General features: G+C 63.8%; 25 protein-coding genes and 2 pseudogenes. 8 read left to right on the top strand and 19 right to left on the bottom strand.

All coding sequences use genetic code 11. The features are described from left to right. Positions 1 to 13: 13 nt before the first annotated feature. The 3 genes from ACTJI6_RS20100 to ACTJI6_RS20090 all read right to left on the bottom strand — a co-directional run bounded on the left by ACTJI6_RS20100 (position 14) and on the right by ACTJI6_RS20090 (position 2664). Positions 14 to 771, bottom strand: a protein-coding gene (locus tag ACTJI6_RS20100) for an IS5-like element ISPso2 family transposase (RefSeq protein ID WP_101754952.1) whose coding sequence is annotated in 2 segments (ribosomal slippage) — positions 14 to 447 and positions 447 to 771 — 759 coding nt in all. Because the reading frame shifts where the segments join, the coding sequence is not laid out codon by codon here. Positions 772 to 887: 116 nt separating this feature from the next. Next, the gene (locus ACTJI6_RS20095; protein WP_263568367.1) at positions 888 to 2126 is read right to left on the bottom strand and encodes a multidrug effflux MFS transporter; all 1239 of its coding nucleotides are present in this window, start codon (positions 2124 to 2126) and stop codon (positions 888 to 890) included. Between the two features lie 46 nt (positions 2127 to 2172). Then, entirely contained in the window at positions 2173 to 2664 is a 492-nt protein-coding gene (locus ACTJI6_RS20090) for a MarR family winged helix-turn-helix transcriptional regulator (protein ID WP_263568366.1), read from the bottom strand. 78 nt (positions 2665 to 2742) lie between these two features. Between ACTJI6_RS20090 and ACTJI6_RS20085 the strand changes: the two genes are divergently transcribed. Beyond that, a complete protein-coding gene (locus ACTJI6_RS20085) occupies positions 2743 to 3297 on the top strand; it encodes a cytochrome b (RefSeq protein ID WP_263568365.1) in 555 nt (184 codons plus the stop codon). 23 nt (positions 3298 to 3320) lie between these two features. Continuing rightward, positions 3321 to 4163 (top strand): dioxygenase family protein, encoded by an 843-nt coding sequence (locus ACTJI6_RS20080; protein ID WP_263568364.1) that lies wholly within the window; start codon positions 3321 to 3323, stop codon positions 4161 to 4163. A 53-nt stretch (positions 4164 to 4216) separates the two neighbouring features. Here ACTJI6_RS20080 and ACTJI6_RS20075 read toward each other — a convergent pair whose 3' ends face one another. Together ACTJI6_RS20075 and ACTJI6_RS20070 are read right to left on the bottom strand one after the other, a co-directional pair. Continuing rightward, positions 4217 to 4459 (bottom strand): hypothetical protein, encoded by a 243-nt coding sequence (locus tag ACTJI6_RS20075; RefSeq protein WP_440803187.1) that lies wholly within the window; start codon positions 4457 to 4459, stop codon positions 4217 to 4219. A gap of 26 nt (positions 4460 to 4485) precedes the next feature. Then, positions 4486 to 5241, bottom strand: a pseudogene (locus tag ACTJI6_RS20070) (hypothetical protein); the annotation flags it as partial. A 109-nt stretch (positions 5242 to 5350) separates the two neighbouring features. On the opposite strand from ACTJI6_RS20070, the gene ACTJI6_RS20065 reads away from it, so the two are divergent. Together ACTJI6_RS20065 and ACTJI6_RS20060 are read left to right on the top strand one after the other, a co-directional pair. Further along, on the top strand, positions 5351 to 7024 hold the full coding sequence (locus ACTJI6_RS20065) for a Mu transposase C-terminal domain-containing protein (protein WP_440803186.1): 1674 nt from the start codon (positions 5351 to 5353) through the stop codon (positions 7022 to 7024). Positions 7025 to 7040: 16 nt separating this feature from the next. Beyond that, positions 7041 to 7496 carry a TniB family NTP-binding protein gene (locus ACTJI6_RS20060; protein ID WP_440803185.1) on the top strand — a complete coding sequence of 152 codons (456 nt, stop codon included), beginning with the start codon at positions 7041 to 7043 and terminating at the stop codon, positions 7494 to 7496. Here ACTJI6_RS20060 and ACTJI6_RS20055 read toward each other — a convergent pair. Together ACTJI6_RS20055 and ACTJI6_RS20050 are read right to left on the bottom strand one after the other, a co-directional pair. Beyond that, complete coding sequence (locus tag ACTJI6_RS20055; protein WP_440803189.1) at positions 7400 to 8335, bottom strand: TniQ family protein; 936 nt, start codon at positions 8333 to 8335, stop codon at positions 7400 to 7402. The two genes, ACTJI6_RS20060 and ACTJI6_RS20055, sit on opposite strands and share 97 nt — an antisense overlap. Beyond that, on the bottom strand, positions 8332 to 9279 hold the full coding sequence (locus ACTJI6_RS20050) for a TniB family NTP-binding protein (protein WP_440803183.1): 948 nt from the start codon (positions 9277 to 9279) through the stop codon (positions 8332 to 8334). Before ACTJI6_RS20050 ends, ACTJI6_RS20055 begins: the two co-directional genes overlap by 4 nt. Before the next feature lie 203 nt (positions 9280 to 9482). Between ACTJI6_RS20050 and ACTJI6_RS20045 the strand changes: the two genes are divergently transcribed. Continuing rightward, a complete protein-coding gene (locus tag ACTJI6_RS20045; RefSeq protein WP_440803181.1) occupies positions 9483 to 10559 on the top strand; it encodes a phospholipase effector Tle1 domain-containing protein in 1077 nt (358 codons plus the stop codon). Positions 10560 to 10628: 69 nt separating this feature from the next. On the opposite strand, the gene ACTJI6_RS20040 is transcribed toward ACTJI6_RS20045, so the two are convergent. From ACTJI6_RS20040 to ACTJI6_RS20000, 9 genes are read right to left on the bottom strand one after another with little or no spacing between them, the layout of a single operon-like run. Further along, the gene (locus ACTJI6_RS20040; protein WP_440803179.1) at positions 10629 to 11933 is read right to left on the bottom strand and encodes a TRAP transporter large permease; all 1305 of its coding nucleotides are present in this window, start codon (positions 11931 to 11933) and stop codon (positions 10629 to 10631) included. Further along, positions 11930 to 12430 carry a TRAP transporter small permease gene (locus ACTJI6_RS20035; protein WP_440803178.1) on the bottom strand — a complete coding sequence of 167 codons (501 nt, stop codon included), beginning with the start codon at positions 12428 to 12430 and terminating at the stop codon, positions 11930 to 11932. The genes ACTJI6_RS20040 and ACTJI6_RS20035 overlap by 4 nt, the downstream gene beginning before the upstream one ends. A gap of 14 nt (positions 12431 to 12444) precedes the next feature. Then, a complete protein-coding gene (gene dctP, locus ACTJI6_RS20030) occupies positions 12445 to 13449 on the bottom strand; it encodes a TRAP transporter substrate-binding protein DctP (protein ID WP_440803176.1) in 1005 nt (334 codons plus the stop codon). 57 nt (positions 13450 to 13506) lie between these two features. After that, on the bottom strand, positions 13507 to 14775 hold the full coding sequence (gene fahA, locus ACTJI6_RS20025; protein ID WP_440803174.1) for a fumarylacetoacetase: 1269 nt from the start codon (positions 14773 to 14775) through the stop codon (positions 13507 to 13509). 40 nt (positions 14776 to 14815) lie between these two features. Beyond that, entirely contained in the window at positions 14816 to 15151 is a 336-nt protein-coding gene (locus tag ACTJI6_RS20020; RefSeq protein WP_440803172.1) for a cupin domain-containing protein, read from the bottom strand. Beyond that, on the bottom strand, positions 15151 to 16077 hold the full coding sequence (locus ACTJI6_RS20015; protein WP_440803171.1) for a 3-hydroxyacyl-CoA dehydrogenase family protein: 927 nt from the start codon (positions 16075 to 16077) through the stop codon (positions 15151 to 15153). Before ACTJI6_RS20015 ends, ACTJI6_RS20020 begins: the two co-directional genes overlap by 1 nt. Before the next feature lie 3 nt (positions 16078 to 16080). Beyond that, positions 16081 to 16890: an SDR family NAD(P)-dependent oxidoreductase gene (locus ACTJI6_RS20010; protein WP_440803170.1), complete on the bottom strand. Its 810-nt coding sequence runs from the start codon at positions 16888 to 16890 to the stop codon at positions 16081 to 16083. A 2-nt stretch (positions 16891 to 16892) separates the two neighbouring features. Continuing rightward, on the bottom strand, positions 16893 to 17675 hold the full coding sequence (locus ACTJI6_RS20005; RefSeq protein WP_440803168.1) for a cyclase family protein: 783 nt from the start codon (positions 17673 to 17675) through the stop codon (positions 16893 to 16895). A gap of 11 nt (positions 17676 to 17686) precedes the next feature. Continuing rightward, a complete protein-coding gene (locus ACTJI6_RS20000; RefSeq protein WP_440803166.1) occupies positions 17687 to 18496 on the bottom strand; it encodes a cyclase family protein in 810 nt (269 codons plus the stop codon). A 115-nt stretch (positions 18497 to 18611) separates the two neighbouring features. Here ACTJI6_RS20000 and ACTJI6_RS19995 point away from each other — a divergent pair, with 115 nt between their 5' ends. Continuing rightward, on the top strand, positions 18612 to 19523 hold the full coding sequence (locus tag ACTJI6_RS19995) for a LysR family transcriptional regulator (RefSeq protein WP_440803165.1): 912 nt from the start codon (positions 18612 to 18614) through the stop codon (positions 19521 to 19523). 59 nt (positions 19524 to 19582) lie between these two features. On the opposite strand, the gene scpB is transcribed toward ACTJI6_RS19995, so the two are convergent. Together scpB and ACTJI6_RS19985 are read right to left on the bottom strand one after the other, a co-directional pair. Further along, positions 19583 to 20209, bottom strand: a complete 627-nt coding sequence (gene scpB, locus ACTJI6_RS19990; protein WP_440803164.1) for an SMC-Scp complex subunit ScpB — start codon at positions 20207 to 20209, stop codon at positions 19583 to 19585. 2 nt (positions 20210 to 20211) lie between these two features. Continuing rightward, positions 20212 to 21132, bottom strand: a complete 921-nt coding sequence (locus tag ACTJI6_RS19985) for a DUF1403 family protein (protein WP_440803163.1) — start codon at positions 21130 to 21132, stop codon at positions 20212 to 20214. 126 nt (positions 21133 to 21258) lie between these two features. On the opposite strand from ACTJI6_RS19985, the gene ACTJI6_RS19980 reads away from it, so the two are divergent. Together ACTJI6_RS19980 and ACTJI6_RS19975 are read left to right on the top strand one after the other, a co-directional pair. Beyond that, the gene (locus ACTJI6_RS19980; protein ID WP_440803162.1) at positions 21259 to 22356 is read left to right on the top strand and encodes a tyrosine-type recombinase/integrase; all 1098 of its coding nucleotides are present in this window, start codon (positions 21259 to 21261) and stop codon (positions 22354 to 22356) included. Between the two features lie 105 nt (positions 22357 to 22461). Further along, positions 22462 to 22818, top strand: a pseudogene (locus ACTJI6_RS19975) (ISKra4 family transposase); the annotation flags it as partial. Between the two features lie 51 nt (positions 22819 to 22869). Here the strand turns inward: ACTJI6_RS19975 and ACTJI6_RS19970 are convergent. After that, a complete protein-coding gene (locus ACTJI6_RS19970) occupies positions 22870 to 24075 on the bottom strand; it encodes an IS256 family transposase (RefSeq protein WP_440803160.1) in 1206 nt (401 codons plus the stop codon). Between the last annotated feature and the right edge of the window lie 122 nt (positions 24076 to 24197).

Here is a 24197-nt window from a genome sequence, read left to right as displayed (position 1 = left end):
CTAGGGTCAGGATTCATAACCAATAGATGACGAGAGCCGCGAGGGCGATGGCTGAGAGGAAGACCTTGGGGCATCGGTCATAGCGGGTCGCGACGCGCCTCCAGTCCTTGAGCCTGCCGAACATGATCTCGATGCGGTTACGCCGCTTGTATCTCCGCTTATCGTATTTGATCGGCGTCTTGCGTTTCTTCCGGCCTGGGATGCAGGCACGTATCCCCTTGTCCTGCAACGCTTCTCTGAACCAGTCAGCGTCATAGCCACGATCCCCGAGTAGCCATTTGACGTTTGGCAGGCCACTCAGCAGGGCCCGAGCGCCGATATAATCGCTGACCTGTCCAGCGGTGACGAACAGGTCGATCGGTCGCCCCTGACTGTCGCAGATGGCGTGCAGCTTGGTGTTCATACCGCCTTTGGTTCGACCGATCAGGCGACCACGCCCCCCTTTTTGGCGGCCATGCTGGTCGCCGTTCGATGGGCCTTGAGGTATGTTGCGTCGATCATCACGGTCGTTTTCTCGCCGTGTTCCGCCGCCAGCCCGGCCATCATCCGCGCGAAGATGCCCTTTTCGCTCCAACGCTTCCACCGGCTGTAGAGCGTCTTATGTGGGCCATACGCGGCGGGCGCATCGCGCCAACGCAAGCCATTGCGATTGATGAAAATAATCCCGCTCAGCACCCGTCTGTCATCAACCCGGGGCTTCCCGTGCGACCTGGGAAAGAAGGGAGCCAGGCGCGCCATCTGCGCGTCGGTCAGCCAGAAGAGATCGCTCATGTCACCGCTCCGTTTTCGGAGGCGTGAATCACGCAGCGCAACAGAAATCAATGCATCCTGACCCTAGGAATTGCGCGACAAGATGACGATTGGACGCAGATAAACAGGCCCCCGCTCTATGGAACTGAGGTCGGCGGAGTCGCGGCTGCAATATCTTCGTTGCCGGAAGGCCCTCTGCCGACGAACCAGAGCACAAGCGCGACAATGGCGGGGAGCAATATTCCGAGCGCCAGAGGCAGGGCGCTTGCCGTAATCGCCGAGGCCACGATTGCCGAACATACGAAGGCAACGCCGAACTGCATGGCGCCGACCAGAGCCGAGCCTACGCCCGATTGCCCGCGCGTCGCCTCCATCGCGATCGAGGTGCCGTTCGCGCTGATCAAGCCCACCATGGCGATCGAGAACCAGAGCGGAATGATCAGAACCCACAGCTGGTGCGTGCCCGAAACCAGCAGAAGCACGAGGCTGATGGCAACGAACAGCGGCAGGGCGGCACTGATGATCGTCTTGACCTCCAGCTTCGACAGCAGCCAATTGTTGACGAATGACGCGACGACCAGGCCGAGCGCGACAAAGCCGAAGGCAAGGCCATATTCGATCTTGCCGAGACCGAGCACGCCCTGGAACACGCTGGATGAGGCCGTGATGAATGAAAACATCGCGGCCTGGGCGAACGAACTGACCAAGGCGGGGACGACGAAGCGCCTGGATATCAACAGCTTCCAGTAGTGGCCGAACACACCGGCGAAGGGCGTCTTCAGCCGCTTCGAGGCCGGCAGGGTCTCGGGCAGCAGCGTCATCGCCAGCACAAGCGCGAGCACGCCGACCGCCAGCATGGTGACGAACACCGACCGCCAGCCGAAGTTTGTGTCGAGAATGCCCCCGAGCAGCGGCGAGACCACCGGCCCGATCGTCATCAGCATGACCAGCAGCGTCATCGTTCGCGCCGCCGCCTTGCCCTCGTAGAGGTCTGTCACCACCGCACGACCGACCACCATACCGCCGCAAGCGCCGAGCGCCTGGATGAAGCGAAGGCCGATGAACATCGAGGTTGAACTGGTCAGGAGCAGCAGCAGCGTCGCAACGCAGAACAGTCCGGCCCCGATCAGCAGCGGCCCCTTGCGGCCGAACCGGTCGATCAGCGGGCCGAACACCAGCTGGCCAACGCAAAGCCCGAGGAAGAACACCGACAGTGACAGCTCCAGCGCCCCGTCGGGCGCGGCCAGATGGGCCTGAATGTCGTTGAATGATGACAGATACATGTCCGTGGCCAAGGGCGGAAAAATCGAAAGTATGGACAGGACCATAACAATCGTCAGAGCCTTCGACCCGGATGTTTGGGCGGCATTGTGCATATGCCATCTCCTGTTCGTGACCAGATATGTGTGCTGAGCACCTTCTTTACGATGCGCTTCTGCTCGGGCTCGCGCGTGGAGTCATGGTGTCCGGATTGATGGTTTGCAGCAACAGGGCTTCAGCTTCCTGAACGGCAGGCATCGCCCGCTCGACCAGATCGCGCCCCTTGTAAGTCAACTCGACCGGCCGAGACCGTCCGTCACCTTCGCCCGCCGGTCGCGAGACGAGCCCCTGCGATTCCAGCCCCTTCAACACTTTGGTCAGCCCCCCGGAGGACATCAGCAGCGCGTCATAAAGGTCGGACGGCGTGAGTCGGTGCGGAGGTGCATGTGACCTCAGCGCGGCGAGGAGTTCGAACTCCGAGCGGGTCAGCCCGAACGCCTGCAGGGCGGTCTGTGCCGCATCCTGCATCAGGCGTGCATGGCGGGTGAGCGTCATGACCAGGCGCGCCTGGTCTGCACGGGCCTCAGGCCAGTTCCGGCGCATTCTTTCAACGGTCGCTTCGATGGCATCGGTCATGGCCATAAGATAGCTCATGAAAATTTATCTTGCAAGAAAGATATTTTGTCTCTATATCTTACCAGAAAGATACATGGCCCGCAAAGGAGCATCGCCATGAACATCCGCCGCGAACAGGAAACGGCCTACGGTCGTGTCTCCCGGCTCAACCACTGGACGGCAGCCATAGCCTTCATGGGGGCGCTCGGCCTTGGCCTGACAATGGCCTATGGCAGCCTTGACCGCGAAACGATCGGCGGGCTTATGGACTGGCACAAGGCGCTTGGCGTCTTCGTTCTTGCCTTCGGCCTCTGGCGCGTTGGCTGGCGGATCGTGCATGGCTTCGCGGCCGAGTCCGCCGATACACCCCTCTGGCAGCGTCGCGTCGCGCGGGTCGTTCACATCCTCTTGCTGACGGCAATCGTTCTGATGCCGCTCAGCGGCATTCTCATGACTGTGGCCGGAGGACGGGCATTGGATGTCTGGAATGTGACATTGGTTTCGTCCATCGGCCAGATCGAATGGCTTGATGTCCTGGCCAGCCAGGTCCACGGTTTGCTCGGGCTGTTCATCACCGCCGTCCTGGCGCTGCACATCCTGGCTGCCCTGAAGCATGTTTTCGACAATGTGACGAAGGCCGGCAGCCTGCCCGGCTCGCAAGCCGTAAAATAGCAAGCACGAGAGGAACAAGCACGATGTCCCATCACCACGACGAAGAACACCTTCACGATGGAGGCTTCGCCAAGGATCTGACAAAGATGCTTGGCCGCCGCCGGATGCTTGCGCTGCTCGGCGGCCTTGGCGCAGGTCTGGCAGCCGCGCCCGCCCATGCGCTGGAATGTGTGGCCTTGCCCTGGGAAACCGCCGGCCCCTATCCCGGCGACGGCTCGATTTCCAGATCCGGCCAGGTCGTCAATGTGCTGACCCAGGAAGGCGTGATCCGCACCGATCTGCGCACCTCGTTCGGAGCTTATTCCGGCACGGCCGACGGTCTGAGGCTCGACCTCGAACTGACGCTCCAGAATGCCGCCGGCTGCACGCCGCTTGCCGGTCACGCGATCTATATCTGGGCCTGCGACACGACGGGGCGCTACTCGCTCTACGACATCTCTGACGCCAATTACCTACGCGGGGTCGGCATCAGCGATGAGAATGGCTTGGTGCGCTTCACAACGATCTTTCCGGGCTGCTATGACGGCCGCTGGCCGCATATCCATTTCGAGGTGTTCGAAAGCGCCGCAGCCGCAGTCGATGGCGAAGCCTCGGTCCTGACCGCGCAGATCGCCCTGCCCGAAGCCGATTGTGCCGCCGTCTACGCGGCCGACGCGCGCTATTCCAACGGCACCCGCAACCTTGGCCGCATCACGATTGCCCGCGATAACGTATTCTCGGACAACACCGACGCCGAGATCAGACAGCAGACACTGGCGCTGAGCGGCGACCCATCGAGCGGCTATGCCGGAACATTGACCATCCCCGTCGATTTCACCGCCGAGCGCGGCGCAGGCATGAGACCGCCTCCACCCCGGAACAACTGAGCCGCGGTAGGCGGCTCGACCCCCGCCTTTGCCACACCCCGTATGGGGACCAATCACGGGGTGCGACGCGCAGGCCGGAGCATCATCAGGATGGCATTGAATGTAGTCGAGCCGTTCGCCAATTGCCTGCCCGACACAAAACCATCGCCATCAGTATCGGAACTGGTGAATTCGCTGCGAGCGATCTGAGCAATTTCCTCGGTCTGTATCTGCCCATCCCCGTTGATATCCCAATATCTGAAAAGGTCCGCTTTGACTCCGGCAAAGGTATTAGGGTCGCCCTGTTGATGCAGCATGAGCTGCAAGCGCGTGGAACACGTATTAGGTGTCGCATCGCAGTCAGGAACGACGTCGCCAGTCCCTCAAGCCAGCGAGCGAGGCGATCGACCGGCGGGCCACTAACACGGAGCCCCCCTGCCCCGCCCATGGCGAGCGGTGCGAAGACGGCGCCGCTTCCGTCGCTGGCCGCGATCCTGGACGCGGTGACGGCGGCTTCCATCTGGTCGCCGCGCTGTCCGATGCCGGCCAGGCTCCAGAGATGAAAGCCCATGCAAGCACGCGTGATCGGGTGGAGATCGGCCGCGGCTGTCATTACGTCCAGCCATCCGCCCGCGCGATCTTCGAAACGTTCAGCGCTGTCTTCAATGTTTTCGGGATCGCGGCGATCCAGGAAGGCGGCCAAGTCAGCCTTTGGTCCGGGACCGCCTGTCAGGCGCCGAACAGCCCATCCTACTCTTGCCAGGGCATTTGGGTCATCCTGTGCACCTGACAGCCGCATCGATATCCAGAGCGCCAGACGATCAGAACTCACCCGATCCCCTGCGAACCAGCTAAGGTCCGCTGCCTCGATTAGAGCGAGGCGATGCCGCCAGCCTTCCGCGCCACGCAGCAGCCTGTCATCCAGAGCACCCAGGCGTCCAGCCACTCTTGCCAGTCGCGCAGCGTGAACGCCTTCTGCCTTTGCCCAGTCTTCGATGACGGCAGTGTCCGGCGGTTCTGCACGCGGCCCGGGAGGCAAATCATCTGGTTCTTCTTCGAATGGTCCCGGCAGAAACCAGTGTCGCATTTTCTTCACCATTTCAGCACATGATTATTACGTGATTTCTGGATGATACGGGGTAAGCACACATCATTTTTCAGCTTAAGGCTTCAATTTTGGTTCCGTATTTCAAAGAGTGGCGGCTCTGTTGGCGCACGGCGCAGCCAGTCTCGAAAGCGTCATATCGATGATGTCCGGCGGAGGGCATGTTTCGGATGAAGCGTGGACCAAGGCAACGCGTACCGCGCGTGAGCTGGACCGGATTCTTGACGGAGTGGCGCCCGTGCGTGAGGCCGTGGTGCGCGCGGCATCCGAGCTGCGGCTCTCGACACGCCAAGTCTACAACTATCTGGCGCGGTATCGGGAAGAGCGCAGGGTATCGTCCCTGCTGCCGCAAACGAGTGGAACAAGGAAACCTAGGATCAGTCCCGCGGTCGAGAGCATCATTGCGATGACCCTGCGGGAGATGTGGTTGCGCCCCGAGCAGCCGGACCTTGCACCAATCGTTGAAGAGATCCGCGCCCGTTGCGCAGAGGAAGGGCACAGGCCGCCCACCTATGTCACTGTCGCCCGGCGGATCCCCACTCTGTTTGCCCCGGAAGAAATTGCCCGCCGCCGCCTGTCAGATGGTAAACACCTGCACCGGCTAAAGCCGCGACCGGGCTACATCCGGGCTAACCACGCGCTCGACGTTGTCCAGATCGATCACACGCCGGCAGACATCCAGTTTGTCGAGGTTATTGATGACTACGGTGTTTTCGTTGGGCGCCCCTATCTGACCATCGCTGCAGATGTGGCCACGAGCGCGATCATCGGCTTCTGCCTGACCCTCGAGCGGCCGTCGCGACTGTCTGTGGCACTTTGTCTGGCGCACGCGATGTGCTGCAAGATTGACTGGCTGGCAGAACGCAGTATCGATCATGCTTGGCCGATGCACGGTCGCCCAAAGCAGATCGTCGTCGATTCCGCCAAGGAATTCCAAAGCAGCACCTTCAGCAGAGGATGCGCGGACTATGGTATTTCCATTCGCATGCGGAACAAGGGCACCGTGCATCGGGGCGGAGTCGTCGAACGCCTGCTGGGGAAAGTGAACACCGCGCTACGCGCCTTGCCGGGCAAGACGGGGCGTTCCATCGCGGATCGGGGCGACTATGCCTCGGAAGCGCGGGCACGGCTCAGCTTCGCGGATCTCGAACGCTGCATCGCGCTCGCGATCATCGACCACAACCTGAGCCAGAATGCGCGCAAGCTGACCGTTCCGGCGAAAGAGTGGGAAGATCGATTCCAGCCGAAAGACCGGCCGATCGATGCACCTGTCGATGTGCTGCTGAATTTCCTGCCACGCAAGACGCGGAAGATTTCACCTCAGGGCTTCAGTCTCTTCGCCATCGACTATTTCGAGCCCTGGCTTGGCCCGCTGGTTGCGCGTCGTGACCGGCTGGCCCCGCTCGATCTGTGCTATGATCCTCGCGACATCAGCCATATCTACGTCAAGGATCCGGATACCCAGGCTTGGCGGCCGGTCAGGCGACGGGACGGACTGGCCGAGCCGATCACGCTCTGGCAGCACCAGGCGGATCGACAGCGGCGGCGCGAAATCCAGCGGCGCCCTGTGCAGGAGGCATCAGCGATCCGACGCGAAATCGCCGCAACTGTTGCCGCCGCCAAAACCCCCAAAAGCCGTTTGAAGGAGATGACCCGCGCCCGGCATGCCACCGAGGCAAAGAAGCCTTATGCCGACTTCGCTACGCCTTCCGCCTCGGCCCAGGCAAAGCTCGACCCGGATCGTCCGCGGCGGATCTTCCCAATCGAGGATTGGTAAGGTGCCGGACCACCTCATGTCCGCCACCGTCCCACTCTTGCAGGCCGATGACGCAGTGCGGATCGCCCATGTGCGCGCGCCGCGCTGGATCAGCCATCCGGCGGCCGGCGCGGCGCATGACGCGATGCGACTGCTGCTTGAGCGACCGCCATCCCTGCGCCCACGCGGTTTGCTGCTTGCCGGTCCCTACCATAACGGCAAGACCATGATCGCCGAACGCTTCGCCGTCGAACATCTGCGTGTTGCCGAGCAGCAAAAGGTGTGGGTGATTCAGACCCGGTGTCACTGTCCCCTAATTAATCAGATTCTGCGGATTCAGGGCATTTTGGGGCGTTTTTGTGCCCTTAATTACAATATATCCACAGGCAACACGCGTCAGTGCTCGATCCCGCTCGAGCGTTTCCAGATTGCATCGGCGCGGGTCAGAAGTGCTTCACGTTTTGCGTCGGGTCCAAGCTCGGATATGGCCTGACGGGCTGCTTGCAAAGCGCTCTCGGATGCACTTGCGCGGCTCGTTCCATGCGTTTTCTGCCCCGTCGGGTGCTCTGTTTCGCTCCGCCCCGGAAGCCGCTGGACAAGATCCCGCGACAACCCACAGACCCGCTCAATCAACCGACGATGTTGAGGAAAGGCACGGCGCAACTCCCGGGCTCCCCGGTCGTTTCCGCGCAGGATGATGGCGGCTCCCAACAAGGGACGGGTCGTGCCGATACCGACCGCAGCAAGTGCCAGGAGCCTTTCGCGCTCGCTCCCGGAGGTGAGCGACCATAGATGCCCGATCTTTAGCACCGACATGACATGCAGGGTCAGACTAATCCGGCGCAACCGTCTGGGATCGTTCGTGGCGGCAGCCGTCTTCAGAGCTTCCGCGCCGACTACAGCTCGAGCACGAAGCCTGCCTGATACATCTTTGGCTGGATACTTGGTTGTCAGAGCCTGGCCGCAGGTTTCGCAGGTCATCGACCACGTCAAGCGCCAATGGCGAAGAACCAGATCGGGTGTTTTCTCAAGGCACCCTGGACAATACTGGAAGTCATGCCGCGACACGCATCGCACGGAATGATGCATCGTGTCAGGAAGGGTCATGGCGGTGATCTCATCCCGGGTCTGCTGAAGCGCCGCACAAAGTCGCACCCAGTTCACCGCCCGCAGGTCGTTCGCACATTCCGGCACCCTGCCCTGCCCCAAACCCAGATGGCCACAAAACTCTTCAACCGAACAATGATTGGCCTTCGCCAGTCGCCCGATCCAGCTGGAAAGAAGCTCATCGCGCGCCGGCGGTGGCCGGAACGGTAACGGTCTGACGTTCACCCGAATGCGGCGGCAGGCTGGCGAGGGATGTTCCAGGCGTGCTTCGTCCAAACCGGTTGCCAGGCCTGAACTGCTTCGTCCGTGATCCGCTCTTCTCCGGTTTCGATCGCATCGACGGCCAGGGACTTTATCATGATGAACACGCGAGAGGTGACACCGCCGGTCACTTTCAGGATCGTCCGGAGCGACGCCACCGTCAGGCCTGACCGTTGTTCGAGCGCCATCGCGGCGATCAACGTCTGGATTAGCCGGGAGAACTCAACATCGTCTTCCCAGAGCGGCAGGTAGTGTTCGTCCAAACGTCGGGCCAGTTGGTCGTCTCCACGAACCGCCTCCAGGGCTTCATTCACACCGAAGACGACGAGCGAGGCACAGAGATCGTTCGCGAGGAACCGGAGCATGTTCAGGAAACGGCGTTGCTCCCGGTAGCTGCCAGCAAGCAGATTGTGCACCTCGTCGATCATCAACATCCTAAGACGCCCGGGACGCACGGCAAAGACCTTGTCAGCTTCCTCCGCCCCGCGCCGTTTCCGGATGACCTCTCGCTGATCCATCGCGTCGAGACGGGCTTTGACCGTTTTCCGGGTCGGGGGTTGAAATCCTTTCGCTTCGCACTCGGCACGGATCTCACGCCAGATTCGAAGAAAGCTCGAGCGCTCGCGAACCAGATAGTAACACTGCAGGCTCTCATCGATGATAATTTCGACGTCTTGCGCGATCCGTTTCGACCCCGGTTTCGGCCCGCGACGGTCCAACTCCAACGCCGTGGCACGTGCATCGTTCTCTCTCAAACGTCGGTAGAGCGACCATGTGTGGCTTTTCGCCAAGCCGAGTTCCCAAGCGGCGTCACCGATAGCAGCACTGATCGGCTCGCCCCTCTTCTCAAGCTCCAGGATCGGCCGAAGAACCGCTGCACGATGTTTCGCAATACGCTCGCTGGCCACCTAAATCCCCCGCCCCAAGAGGTCGGCACTTATCCACAGTTTCGACCGTACGGCAATTAAGGGTACAGTATGGTAATTAACGGTACAATATGAAAATTAAGGGTACAAGCCGCCATTGATTTTCCAGGATAATTTCAGACAAGATTCTGATTAATTAGGGTACAGTGACAGTTCTGGCCGGGCGGGGCGCGGGCCTTGCGCCAATGCAGTTCGACGCGGCGGGCAATCCGCTTGGCGGGGTCGAGGTCCATTTCCTGGGCCTGTTCGATACGGTCGAGGCCTATGGCCTGCCGATCGAAGAGCTGCGCAGCGTTTGGGATTTCTGGATCGCGCCGATCACGTTCCGCAATCGCCAGGTTTCGCAGGTTGTGCGCCGCGTGCGTCATGCCATGGCGCTAGACGAAGAGCGTTTGACCTTCACCCCGCTGAACTGCAATCGGGCGAAGGGCCCGGCGGGCGTGGCTCAGGACATTCAGGAAGTGTGGTTCCCCGGCTGCCATTCCGACATCGGGGGTGGGTATCCCGATGATCGACCGGCTTTTCAGGCGCTGGAGTGGATGGCGAGCGAGGCAAAGGGCTTTGGCCTGAAGCTGCGGCGCGGCGCGCTGACCGACCAGCTCGGTCGCAGAACCCCCACCGCGCCGATCCACGATTCGCGCCGGGGGCTTAGCGGCTATTACCGCTATCAGCCGCGCCGGATTCGGGTTGACCCGGAAGTCAGCGCGATGCCGGTCGTTCACACCGCAACCTCCGACATGGTGCTGAACGGTTGCAACGGCTATGCGCCGCTGACGCTGCAACCGGGGTTCGCCCAGCTTGGCGCCATCGCGCCGGCGATCGCGCCCAGGCAGCAGGGTGCCGTGGCCGATCTGATCACCATGCGAGTCATCGTAAACCGTCTGAACTATGCGCTGCTTGGAACTTTGGCGGTTCTGGCGATCGTCTGGCTTGCACGTGCCCGGTTCCAGCCTGGCGACTTCCTGGAGATGCTGCAAGGCAACTGGGTCGTGCTTCTGGGCCTTGTCGCGGCCTCGGGCAGTTGCATGGTCTTGGGCTGGACCCTGCGCGACCGTATCTGCGATCAGGCACGGATCTCGTGGCTGGGTGCGCCGATTGCGCCGGGCTGGCTGGCCAGACTGTCCAGCTGGCTGGGTGGCAAGGCGCGACATGGCAAGCTGATTGAACGGGTCAGGCGACCCTGGCGTGTGTTCGTGACCTTGGCGGTGCCGGCGGCGATTTTCTATCTGGCCTACCGACTGATCCGCTTGCAATGGGGCTGACGCCCCCCCTGCAGCAACCCACGCACCTGCGGCGGATGCCGGGCAGGGCCCGGCCCACGACGAAGCGACTCAGAATGCGAGATAGGCCGGCAGCCAGGTCGCAAGCGACGGGAACAGGACCAGCAGCAGAAGCACGGCCATGTCGGCGACGACAAAGGGCATGATCGCCTTGTAAAGCCGCGTCAGCGGAATATCGGGCCGCATCGACTGCAGGATCAGGATCACCATACCGATGGGCGGAATGATCAGGCCCAGTTCGACGATCACCACATTCACGACCCCCCACCAGACCGGATCGTAGCCCAGATGGGTCACGATCGGCAGCGCGAAGGGCAGCGTCACGATCATCGCCGCAAGCTCATCGAAGATCGCGCCGAGGATCAGATACATCACCAGCATCGCCAGGATGATCGCGACTGGCGGCAGGCTCAGGAAACCCACCCCCTCGATCAGCAATTCGGGGATACGTGCCAGGCTGACGAAATAGGTGAAGACCGACGAGCCGATCAGCACGAAATAGATCATCCCGGCAACCGCCGCAGTGGCCATGGCCCCGTCAGTCAGGTTTTCAAGCGTGAGCGTGCGGCGGATGAGGGCGAACAGGAACGAGACCACCGCCGCCACCGAGGCCGCTTCGTTCACGGTGAAGATGCCGCTGTAAAGCCCCGCGAAGACCGTCAGGATCAGGAGCAGTGCGGGAAGCGCGCGCAGAATGGCGCCGCATCTTTCTGCCCCATGCGAAAGCTCGCCCTGAGGCGCAACCGAGGGCTCACGCCGAACGATCCAGGCGATGGCCAGTGCATTGGCCAGAAGCGTCAGGATCGCCGGGATCACCGCCGCGATGAAGACGTCGAAGATATAGGTCCGCGCCACGACGCAATAAAGGATCATGCTCATCGAGGGCGGGATCAGCGCCTTCAGCGCACCGCCGGCGGCGATGGTAGCGCCCGAGAAGCCGGGCTGATAGCCACGCTTCAGCATCTCGGGCAGCGCAATGCGGGTGAAGGTCGCAACCGTTGCGGGCGACGATCCGCAGATGGCGCCGAAGGCCGCGCTACCGCCGATCGTGGCATAGGCAAGCCCGCCACGCCGGTGGCCCAGAAGGCTTGCCGCACAGGCGTAGAGATCCTTCGAAAAGCCCGCGACGCTGACAAAGGTTCCCATCATCAGGAACATCGGGATGGCGGCCAGATCCATACTGGCCAGAACCTGAGACGGGTCGGAGGCAAGGAAGGTCACCGCCGAATCCCAGCTTGTCTGCAAGGCAAAGGCCAAGATGCCGACCACGATCATCGCGAAGGCCAGCGGCACATGTAGAAGAACCAGCGCGAAAAGGGCTACCAGGGCCAGAACACCGATTGCAGTTGCGGTCATGGCGCAGCCTCGGCGTCAAGTGTGGTGCCCTCGCCGCGCAAATGGCGGATCAGAACCAGAAGCTGGATCACCGCCGCACTCCACAGCGCTACATCGACCACATACCAGAACGGCGCCCTGGGGATATTCATCATCCAGGTGACCTCGCCCGCCCGGGCGGTCTTGCCGGCAAAGATCCAGAACTGCCAGGCGATGCCGATCAGAACCAGAAGCACCAGGATGTCGGCGAAGACATCGGCGATGCGGGCAACGGCGCCCGGCCGCAGCCGGTCGAGCGCCCTGAGCGTGATATTGCTGCGTGCCTCAAGTGCGACGGGCAGGCACAAGGACACGCCGATGGCTGCAACCATATCGCCGATCTCGCGCACAAGATCGATCGGCCGCGACAGGAACGAGCGCATCAGCCCGTCCGACATGGTGGCGACCGCGAGAAGAAACAGAAGCCCCAGGCCCAGGACGCTCGTTCCCTGGCAAAAGATGCGGATGCAGCGGTTCATGATGCAGGATCCGGTTACTGCGGCAGGGCCGCGATGATGGCACGGGTGCGTTCCAGAAGGGCCGCATTCTCGGGCGCTTTGGCAGACCATTCGGTGATCACGCCCTCATAGATCCCGGCCAGTTCCGCTGCCTCGGCCTCACCCGGCGCCGCGACATGACGCTTGGGATCGGCCTTGAAGCCAGCGATCAGCTCTTCGTTATAGGAGCCGAGTTCCTTGAGGTAGAGGTCGTTGACCCAGTCGATGCCATAGCGGTCCAGAGTCTCGCGCGCATCCGCGGGAAGGGCTTCGTACTTCGCGCGGTTCATCAGCAGGGTCAGCGGGCCATTGCCCAGCGGGATCAGGTAGTTGTTCTCCGCAACCCGGTCGACGCCGAAATCCACGATCGCCGCCGGAACCAGGGTAGCCGCGTCGACCGTGCCGCGGCCCATCGCCTCGACGATCTCGGTCGGCGGCATCATCACCGGCACCATCCCCAGCGCCATCACGGTCTGGCCGATGATCGGCCCGACGATGCGCACTTTCTGCCCCTTCAGATCGGCGAAACTGTCGATCTTGCTGCGTGAGACGATGTTGTAATTCGGGTTCATCATCGAGCCGAGGACGACGTAATCCTCATAGCCGCGCAGGGCCTTGTCGGCCAGCAGCTGGCGGTAGACCGTCACTGCCTGCGGCAGGTCCTTGAATAGACCCGGCAGTTCCAGCACCTGATCATCGGGGAAGCGGCCGGAGGCGAGGCTCGGGTTGACGAAGGCGATGTCGACCACCCCGTCCAGGATCAGCTGCGGCTGCGCCGGCAGCCCCTTGCCCAGGGCGCCATCGGGATAGGCCTCGATCCGCACGGCCTGGCCGGCATCGGCATTGACCGCATCGACCCAGGGCTTGATGACCCTGGCATAATTCACTTCGGCCGCGGGGCCGAAGAAGGCGAGTTTCAGCACCACCGGATCGGCCATCGCAAGCCCGGCCGGCAAGGCCGCAGCCAGCGCCAGAACCGCGGTGCAAAGCAAGTTTCTCATGTCTTTCCTCCCATTGTGGCGGCCCGTCTCTTTCGATCCCCGGGACAGGCCGCAGCGTTAAACCAAGTCTTCCTCCGCCAACTGGAACGCCGGCGGTAGCCCGGCGGCCGGCAGAACCCTGCCTTCGCATGTGCCAAAGCCGATGCGATAATCCTTGCCTCTGGCCGCGCCACGCAGGGTGACCCTGTCGCCATCGGCCAGAAAACCCGCCCGTTCGGCGCCGCCCAGGGCCAGCGGCTCTATCCCGCCGCGGGTGATTTCCAGAAGCGACCCGTAGCTGCCAGGGTCCGGCCCCGAAATCGTGCCCGAACCCAGAAGATCGCCCGTACGCATCGCGCAACCGCAAAGCGCGTGGTGGCAGAGCTGCTGGGCCGCCGAATAGTAAAGCGCATCCGCTCCGGTCCGCGTGATCACCTGTGCCTCGCCCCCTTCCGGCTGCAACAGGACCTCAACGCCGATGTCATAGCGGCTGGGCTCGGCCTCCTCCAGATAAGGCAGCAGGGGGCGCAGTCGCTGCGGCGCGCCGATGCGGAACGGCTCCAATGCGGCGCGAGGAACGATCCAGGGGCCGATGGTGGTGGCAGTGGCCTTCGACTGGAACGGCCCGAGCGGCTGGTATTCCCAGGTCTGGATATCGCGCGCCGACCAGTCGTTCAGAAGCACATAGCCGAAGATCATCTCAAAGGCGCGGGCGGTGTCGATCATGCCGGTCGAGGGCAGGCCCACCACTGCACCCAGCTCCAGCTCGAAATCGAACCGGGCCGAAGGGGCAAGGCGCGGAAGATCGGCGCCGGGGTCAAGGATCTGCCCCCAGGGTCTGCGGATATCGCTGCCTGAAACCACCACCGACGAGGCCCGCCCGTTATAGCCCACCGGGATCGACAGCCAGTTGCGCGGCAGGGCATTCTGCGGATCGCGGAACAGCGCCCCCACATTCTGCGCATGATGCATTCCGGCATAGAAATCAGTGTATTCCGTCACCGCGAAAGGCAGAAGAAGCGACATGCCGGCCAGGGGTCTCAGATGCGGCTCGACTGCCGGCCGCTGCGCCGGATCGCTGAGCAGATCCTGCAGCCGGTGTCGCAACGCCGCCCAGACCGCGGGACCTGCCGCCATGAAATCGTTCCACACCGGACGCGCCAGAAGCCCGGGGTCGATACCGTGATCCACCGCCGCCACATCCAGCACGCAATCGCCGATGGCAATGCCCAGACGGGGGCCGTCTGCGGCAACAAAAACGCCATGCGGCAGGTTTTCGACCGGGAAATCGGTATCGCCATTCGCCGAGGCGAGCCAGGATTTCCGGCAGCTGGTTTTGCTGGTCATGGCCCCTCCTCCCCAGGTTGGCCCCACATGGTCTGCCCGCTCAGCCTGCAGGCAGGATCACCAGCATCGAGGCTGGCAGGTTGCTGCGGTTCAGGATCGAACGCCGTTGTCCCGGGGCGAGGCGGCAACTGTCCATCGGCCCGAGCACCGTTTCGCCTGCGTCCGTGATGATGGTGATCTCGCCCGTGACGACGACGTAAAGCTTCTCCACCGCCGAGGCGGAACTTTCCGCGCCGCCACCGGGCAGGAAATGCGACAGGCCCAGCGTCGCGAAATCGCACGGTCCCGCTTCGGCGCCCTGCAGGCGCAGGCCCGTCATCGCGAAATGGGCCTTCGCCTCATAGGGCCGGGCCTCGGCCAGACGTGTCACCTTCATCAGTTCTCTCCTCCCCTCGCGGCATTGCGGGCCTCGGCTGCAAGGAAATCGGCCAGCCGCTTGCGGACCGCACCTGCCGTTTCTTCGGTCCAGTGCCGGAAGCCCCGGCCAGATTTCATGCCCAGATCGCCGGCAGCAACGCGCGCGCGCAGATAGGGATGCGCAATGGCCGTTCGGTCCAGATCGGGCATCAGCGTCTCATGGATGGCGACCGTCAGGTCGAGCCCGACCAGATCCGATTGCTCAAGTGGCCCCAGCACGGCCAGCCGCCTGCCGAAACCGTATTTCACCACATCATCTACCGTCTCGGCGTCGCAGACGCCCGCGGCAACCAGCGCGATGGCCTCTCGCTTCAGCGCGTGCTGCAAGCGGTTGCCGATGAAGCCCGGAACGTCCTTGCGGACATGCACCGGATGGCGCCCCGCCGCGCGCAACAGCGCCATGACCGGGGCGATGGCGGCCTCGTTCACCTTCTCGCATTCGATGACCTCGACCAGGGGTACCAGATGCGGCGGGTTCCAGAAATGCGTACCCACGATCCGGTCCGCGGCGGGATTCCCCTCGGCGATCCGCGTTATCGGCAGCGCCGAGGTGTTCGAAGCCAGTATCGCATGGGCCGGCGCAAGCTCGGCCACCCGGGCAAAGAGCTCGCGTTTCAGATCAAGCCGCTCGGGTGCGGCTTCGAAAACGAAATCTGCATCCGCGACCGCATCCGCCAGACTGGCCGTGGGCTGGACCTGCCCCGCAGCATTCGGCGCCCGGTCGAGAAGTTCCGAAATGTCGGACAGCCTTTGGCCGACGGCATCGCGCATTCCGCGATCGGGGTCCTGCAGCCGCACCTCATGGCCCGCGGCGGCGAAAATCCAGGCGATGCCATGGCCCATGAGGCCTGCTCCGATGACGGCGATCCGGGCTTTGCTTTCCATCGCTCAGCCCGCCGTCAATCCGCCGTCGACATACATGATCTGGCCGGTGCAGAAATCCGACGCCGGCGACAGCAGGTAAAGCGCCATGCCCATCAGATCCTCGACCTCGCCCAGCCGGCCCAGCGGAATCCGCGCCAGAGACCGCGCCCGAGTGGCCTGACCGACCTCATCCTCGGACCACATCCAGGCCGTCAGCTTCGACCGGAACACCGTGGGCGCGATGGAATTGACCGTAATCCCGTATTTCGCCCATTCCGTCGCCAGCACCCGCGTCAGCGCATCGGTGGCCCCCTTCGAGGTGCAATAGCCGGTATAACCCGAGACATTGCCATGCCGACCGCGGACCGAGGACATCATCAGCACCTTGCCGCGCTTCTTCTGGTCGATCCACCAGCTGCCCACGGCCTTGGCCATCAGCCAGTTGCCGCGGACATTGGCGTTCATCACCGCCTCCCACTCCTCAAGCGGCTGGTCCTGGATGAAGCCCGCCTTGTTGTATCCCGAGGCGATGACAAGCTGGTCCACCGTCCCATAGGCGTCGAGTGCGGTCTTCAGGATTGCCTCGGCATCTTCCAGACTGTCGGGGCGGCGCTGGATGGTGACACATTCGCCGCCCAGGGCGCGGACTTCATCCGCCACCTCGGCCAGTTCCCCCGCCGACCCCGCCGCGAGGCAGAGCCTGCCGCCCATTGCCGCTAGCGTCAGGGCGCAGCCGCGCCCGAAGGCACCCGAGGCGCCGGTGATGATGGCGACCTTGCCGGCGACGGCGAAGGCCGAAAGAGGATCGCGCAGCTGTGCCGAAATCTCTGCCATGATCACGCATCCCCCCCAAAGCGGAAGGTCTGATCCGGGTCAATGACGGCAAGGATGCGGACAACGCAGCCCTCGCCCTCTGGCCAGCGCCAGGGGAAGGCCATGAAGGTGCAGCGCTTGCCGGTGACCTTGTCCAGATCGCCGCCGACATTCTCGATGCCGGGAATGCCGCCCTTGACCATCAGCGACTTGTGCGCCGCCTCCCAATCCGGGAAATCGGCTTTCACGTCGCGGCCGGTATAGGCGCGATATTCCTCGATCAGATGGGGGTGGGTCGGGCCCAGCCCGTGATCGACCAGTTTCGTGGCCATCGGATGGTCATTGGCCTGCACGTCCACGCCGACCATCTTGACGCCCTTCTCCCGCAGCCAGTCGGCGCCATCACGGTAAAGACCCGGCGAATAGGCATAATATTCGTCGGTATCGGCCATCTTGTGATGCATGCCCGTGTTGATCATCACGATGTCGCCGGGCCGGATTTCGGGCGTCGCGGCCTCAAGATCGGCGGCGGTGATCACTTCCCACTTGCCCTTGGGGATCGAGATGGCCACGCCGGTGCCGAAGAAGGTCGGCAGCGGATAGCCGGTCAGGCTGGGCGTGTTCTCGGTCACATGCAGCGGCGCGTCCATATGGGTGCCGCGATGCATGATGCCCTCGAACTCGGTCTGGTAGACGCCATCCTTGGCGTGGAATTTCTTCACCGTCACGTTGACCCCGGGCGACGAGGGCCATTCCGGCATGCCATGACCCCAGCGATGCGTCAGGTCGTAGATTTCAAGCGCCATTCTTCCCTCCCTCAGGCAGCCTTGCCGGATTCGATCCGGGCGGTCCCGGCCGGATCCGTGATGGCGACGAAGCGAATCACGCAGGCATCGCCCTCCATCCAGCGCCAGGGCGCGGCATGCAGGCAGGCGCGCTGGCCCAGCAGCGCATCGACCTCGCCGCCGACATTCTCGACCGTGGGGATCCCTGCACCCAGAAGGATGCGATGCGCGATGTTCCATTCGGGATGGTCGGCCTTGCCGTCGCGCCCGGTTTCCGTTGCGTAAAGTTTCGGCAGGCGATTCATCAGCGGCCCGCCGCGATGCCCCGCAAGCGATGTCGCCATCGGGTGGTCGATCTGCGGCGTGTCGATGGCCACCAGCGCCACCTTCTTCGCCACCAGCCATTCTGCGGCGGCTTTCGAAAGGCCAGGGGCCTCGCCGAAATACTCCAGCGATTCCGAGTATTTGTGATGCCAACCCGTGACGATCACCACTTGGTCGCCGTCCTGGATCCTGGGCGTGGCGGCCTCCAGATCGGAGGGTTCCACCAGACCCCAGCGCTCTTTCGGGATCGACAGGATCACGCCATTGCCGAACAGCCGCGACAACGCGATCCCACCCGCTCCGAGACCGCGCTGAACCATGTGGATCGGCGCATTAAGATGCGTCCCGGAATGCATGACCATACGCAACCGATGCGCCATGACCCCATGCTGGGCATGCTTCACGCTGCGATACATGATGACATCCTGGTCACCCGGCATCGACGGCACGCCATGGCCCCATTCATGGCTAAGCTCATAGAAATTCAGGCCTGTTGCGGCTTCGACGACCCCTGCCATTGCTCCCCCTTCGGCGCTCTTCGGGGTAGTCATCGTCGGAAAACCGGCAAAGACCCAATGCTTTCGCTCGCTGTGGATATGACTTAATCTTATACCGCAGGCAGGAGGAGCCCCGATGCAATCGCGCGCGCTGCGCTATTTTCTGGCGGTCTATGACTCCTGCAATCTTTCGGTTGCAGCCGGGCAGGTCCATGTCACCCAGCCGGCCCTTTCCCGTGCGATCCGCCAGCTGGAAGAGGAGATGGGCGTCCCGCTCTTCGAGCGTCGGCCCCATGGGCTGGAACCGACCCGCTTTGCCGATATCCTCGCCCGGCACGGGAGGCGGATGGATATGGAATACCGTCACGCCCTGGCCGAGATCGAGATGGCCGATGGCGGCGCTGCGGCCATGTTGCGGATCGGCGCGGGACCGATCTGGTATTCGCTGATCCTGCCCTCGATCTTCCCCGATTTCCTGCGCGAGAATCCGAAGGTGCGGCTCAAGGTCCAGTCGGGGGTGATCAGCACGCTGGTGCCACAGCTTATGGCCGGGCAATATGATCTGATCTGCTCGACGCTGGATTTCCCGGCTCAGGCGGGGCTGGTGCGAGAGTCCATCTTCGAAGTCGAACACGCGCTGATCGGGCGGCGCGAGCATCCGCTGGCCCGGCGGCTGGTCGAACAGCCCGACGCGCTGTCGCCGCAGGAGATTGTCGGTTTCTCATGGATCGTCCTGGCTGACGACCAGGTCGGCACCGGGCGGATCCTGTCCTACTTCGCGGCCCATGAGCTGCCGCCGCCGCTGATCTCTATCGAAACCTCTTCCCCCACCCATATGTTTGAGATGCTGAGCCGAGGCGACTGGCTGGCGCAAATTCCGCGGCGCCTCCTGCCCCTTGCCGAGCGCTACAATCTGCGTGAGTTTCCGGTACACGGTGCGTTCTGGTCGGCGCGGGCCGGGATCTGCTACCGCACTACCGACCCGCCCTCGCTAGCTCTTCTGTCACTCATCCGGCGTATCCGAGAGACGACAGAGATCCGTATCTGAAAGCAGTCCGAACTGCGCCAGGCGCCCCAACGCGACGGGCCGGCAGACCCGTCGCCGTCCTACTCGGCCTCGTCGCCTGCGATTGGCAAGCCGATATCCTGGTCGCTGTCGGGCCGCAGCAGGCCGGCATCCTGCAGCGCCTCAAGGTCGGGCAGGTCGCGCAGCGTGTCCAGGCCGAACAGCGCCAGAAAGCCCGGCGCGGTGACATAGCTGTAGGGCGCGCCCGCTTCGGGGCTGCGCGGGCCGCGCGCGATCAGGCCCTGACGGCTGAGCCGCGCGATCAGGTCGCGGCTGACCTCGCGCCCCGTCATCCGCGCAATCGCCGCCCGCGTCACCGGCTGCAGATAGGCGATGATGGTCAGGACCAAAGCCTCGTTCCGGGTCAGGCCCCGCGCCGTCTCGGCCTCGCCCCGGGCGGCGCGGATGGCGGCCGCGTATTGCGGCCGGGTGCGCAACTGCCAGCCGCCGGCGACGCGCGCGATTTCATAGGGGCGGTCGGCCAGCTCGGCCGCGATATCCGCGATCAGCAGCTCGATCGCGCAGGACCGGCCGGTGATCCGCGCCAGATCCTCGCGCGGGACCGGCTCGGAGGCGGCGAACAGCACCGCCTCGACCCGCGCCATCCATTCCCGCCAGCGCAGCGCCGGCGGCAGATCGGCCAATTCGGTATCCAGCGGCTCGGACATGGCTAAAGCCCATACAGGCGGAAGGTCGGCCGCCCGGTCAGCTCGCGCACCAGCCCCAGCGCGGTCAGCCGGTCAAACAGCCGCCTTGCAGCGCGGTCGCTGGATCTTTCGCCCGCCTGAGCGGCCAGGGCATCTTCGGTCTGCAGCGCGCGCACCGCCGCCGCCGCATCCTTGCCGCGCAAGGCGGGGGCCGCCGCGCGCAGGGCCACAGCCCGGCGGGAAAGGTCGGCATGCAGGTCAAAGGCACTCGCCGCCCCCCTGCCCCAGGCCCCGGCGCAGGCCGCCAGCCAGGCCGAGCCCTCCAGCCGGAAGGCCGCCCGCGGCAGATGCGGCGCGAGAAGCGGCACCGGCCGGTCCCAGCCAAGCGCCCGCGCCAGAAGCGCATCGGCCTGCCACAAGGCCAGGCCGCGATGGGCCGGGCCAAGGGCCAGAACCGTCACCGCCGCCTCGGCCGCAAAGCGCAGCGGCAGGGCGCGCCCGACCAGCGCCGCGCCAAGGTCGCGCAAGACCGGGGTCAGCGGCGCGGCCGGCAGATCGAAATAGCCCGGCAGTCGGGCCGGCCAATCGGCCGCGCGCAGCGACCGCGGCTCGCCCAGGGCGTACCATCCCATCAGCATCCGCCCACCCGGGCCCGGATCCTCGCCCGGCCGGGTCAGGGCAACCGCGTCGCGCAGCTGGGCTTCGCCCTCGCGCCGGCCATCCAGTGCGGCAACCGCCGCGGCCGCGCCCAATGCCAGCCGCTTGCGCCACAGCGCACCCACCGGGTCGTCCGACCGGACCAGCGGGTCCAGCGCCGCCAGGGCGCCACCGGCGGAAAAGATTGCGCTTTCAGCATCTTCCTGTCCGGCCCGCTGCCTGACCCAGCGCGGCAGCACGCGCGGGGCGGGGGCTTGGACGGGCGGCGATTTCGGGGGCCGAGTCATTCACCCAGCCTAGCAGCCCGCGGCGCCTGATACCAGATATGATCGCCAAAAGCGCCGCATCTGGCATGAATAATTGGCGTCCGGTAAGTTTGCATTATCGGACTTGGCGGGAGTATGCTCGACGGTATGACCGAAACGCCCGAGAAATTGCCTTCAGAACCCCCGGAACGTCCCGATCGCCATGAGCGGGACGACAGCGCTGATACGGAGCGCGACACGATCGCCCTGCCCTCCCATGTCGCTGGCTCGGGCACGCTCGACCGCCTGGTCGAAACGGCGCGTGACTATGCGCGTCAGGCGGCGTCGGAGAACACGCTGAAGGCCTACACCAAGGATTGGGCCCACTTCGCGCGCTGGTGCCGGATGCGTGGCGCGGACCCTCTCCCCTCGTCGTCCCAGCTGATCGGGCTCTACATCGCCGATCTGGCAGCGCCGGGCGGCAAGGCCCGTGCCCTCTCGGTCTCCTCAATAGAGCGGCGGCTGTCCGGCCTGACCTGGGGCTATGCGCAGCGCGGAGAACGGCTGGACCGCAAGGACCGCCACATTGCCAGCGTCCTGGCTGGCATCCGACGCAAGCACGCACGGCCACCGGTCCAGAAAGAAGCGATCCTGCCTGAAGACCTGCGCGACATGCTGGCCACCCTCCCCCACGATCTGCGCGGCCTGCGTGACCGCGCTATCCTGCTGATCGGCTTTGCTGGTGGCCTGCGTCGGTCCGAAATTGTCAGCCTCGACCACGGCAAGGATGACACGCCTGACTCCGGCGGCTGGGTCGAGATCCTGGAGGGCGGCGTACTCCTCACCCTACGCGGCAAGACCGGCTGGCGCGAGGTCGAAATCGCCCGCGGCTCATCCGATCAGACCTGCCCGGTCCATGCCCTGACGCAGTGGCTGCATTACGCAAGGATCGACTTCGGCCCGATCTTCGTCGCCACGTCGCGCAACGGCCTGAAAGCTACGGGCGAGCGGTTGTCGGACAAGCACGTCGCCCGGCTGATCAAATCCTGCGCCCGCGAGGCCGGGCTACGCCCTGATCTGCCTGAGGCCGAGCGCGTGCGGCTGTTCTCGGGCCATTCCCTGCGTGCAGGCCTTGCAAGCAGCGCGGAAGTTGATGAGCGCTATGTTCAAAAGCAGCTCGGTCATGCCAGCGCAGAGATGACCCGCCGATACCAGCGACGCCGCGACAGGTTCCGGGTGAACCTGACCAAGGCCGCAGGCCTGTAAGCCCCCTGCCCTTCCGACGAGCCTTTGCTGAAATGCCAAGCTCCAACCTGACCGCTCAGGTTTCAGCTAATCGCTTCAATTGAAATCGGGAACCAAACGCGACACTACCGCACGCGCGTTCTCGACACGCTCTTTGGGCGGGTTCGGGTCAAAGCCGCGCGCTTGCGCCGATGTTCTTGTGATGCCAGGTCAGCAGCGATGCCCAGCGGAGCTATTTCTCCGCTGGCCTGTTTCTTTCCAGACCGGGCTACCCCGGAGTTGCAGCGGCTGCATGCGGAGCTTGGGTCCCGGCATTCCTTTCGCGAAGCCGCGCGGCTGATGAAAAGCTTCCTCCCCTGCCATCCGCCCCATCACACCACGGTGCGTGACCGGTTGGGAAGAGTAGCCACTGGGCTCGAGAAAAGTCGAAGGGCATCAGGCGATCCCGTTGAAGCCCCGCCCAAAGGTGGTTTGACGGTTTTCGGGTCACGTCCGTCAAGCTGGTGTAATTTCCCAGATGGCCTGAGGTCATGATCAGGCGGCTTTTGTGGTAATGCTGAGAATGGGGTCGATCTCCTCCTTGTCGATCTGAGCGAAGGCCTCGACCATCATGTAGCGGCTCGAGGTCTGCCATTCGTCATTCTGCTCGAACAGCACCGCGCCGATCAGGCGCATGATCGAGGCTTCGTTGGGGAAGATCCCCACGACATCGGCGCGGCGCTTCACCTCCTTGTTGAGGCGTTCGAGTGGGTTGGTGCTGTGCAACTTGGTGCGGTGCTGGCGGGGGAACGCCATGTAGGCCAGCACGTCATGCTCACTGGCGTCCATCAGGTCTGCCAGCTTGGGCCAGCGGGTGCGGACCTGCTCCGCGACATGGCGCCAGGTATCGCCAGCGTGCTTGCGATCGGGCTGTTCGAACGCTTGCCGGATTGCTGCCGCGACCACCGTATGTTGGCCTTTGGAGACGTGGGCGAGTGCGTTGCGCATCCAGTGAACCCGGCATCTTTGCCAGGTAGCTTCAAAGATCCGTGCAATGGCGGCCTTCAGACCGGTATGGGCATCGCTGATCACGAGCTTCACGCCGTCGAGACCGCGGGCCTTCAGCGAGCGCAGGAAGTCTGTCCAGAAGGTCTCTGCCTCCGAGGGGCCAATGCCGAGGCCGATGATTTCCCGGCGGCCTTCGGTATTGGCGGCCACGGCGATTATGGCCGCAACCGAGACGATCCGCCCGCCCTGGCGCTGCTTGAGATAGGTGGCATCGAGCCAGACATAGGGCCACTCCCCCGTGAGCGGGCGGTTCAGGAACTCGCCGACCCGTTCATCGATGTCCTTGCACAGCTTGGAGACCGTGCTCTTGGAGATGCCGCTCAGCCCCATGGCCTGCACGAGATCATCGACCCGGCGGGTCGAGACGCCGCCGATCCAAGCCTCCTGGATCACGGCAACCAGTGCCTGTTCCGAGGTCTTGCGGGCTTCGAGGAAGCCGGGGAAGTAGCTGCCCTGCCGCAGCTTCGGCACCCGCAGATTCAAAGTGCCCAAGCGGGTATCGAGCGCGCGTTCGCGATATCCGTTGCGCCAGGTTGTACGGTCTCCGCTGCGCTCGTGCCGGCCGGCGCCGATCAGGCCGTCAACATCGGCTTCCATGATCAGCTGAAGAACCGCCTCGGCGATGCTGCGCAGCAAATCACCCTGATCGTGCTTTGCCAAAAGCTCGGACAGGTCCATGGTGGTCTTGGTCATCGGGGACTCCGTATGGTCCGGGGTTGAAGCGTCGAAACTCCACCTCGATCATACACCTCGATGGCCACCCGAGATTACACCGAACGTGTCGGTGAAATTACACCACGTCCGCGGACACTACC

Origin of the sequence: Paracoccus sp. 22332 (assembly GCF_052045125.1) — a bacterium.
GTDB classification, from domain to species: domain Bacteria; phylum Pseudomonadota; class Alphaproteobacteria; order Rhodobacterales; family Rhodobacteraceae; genus Paracoccus; species Paracoccus haematequi_A.
Note: the sequence above shows the minus strand (reverse complement) of the source record. Positions and strands in the feature narration are given on the sequence as shown.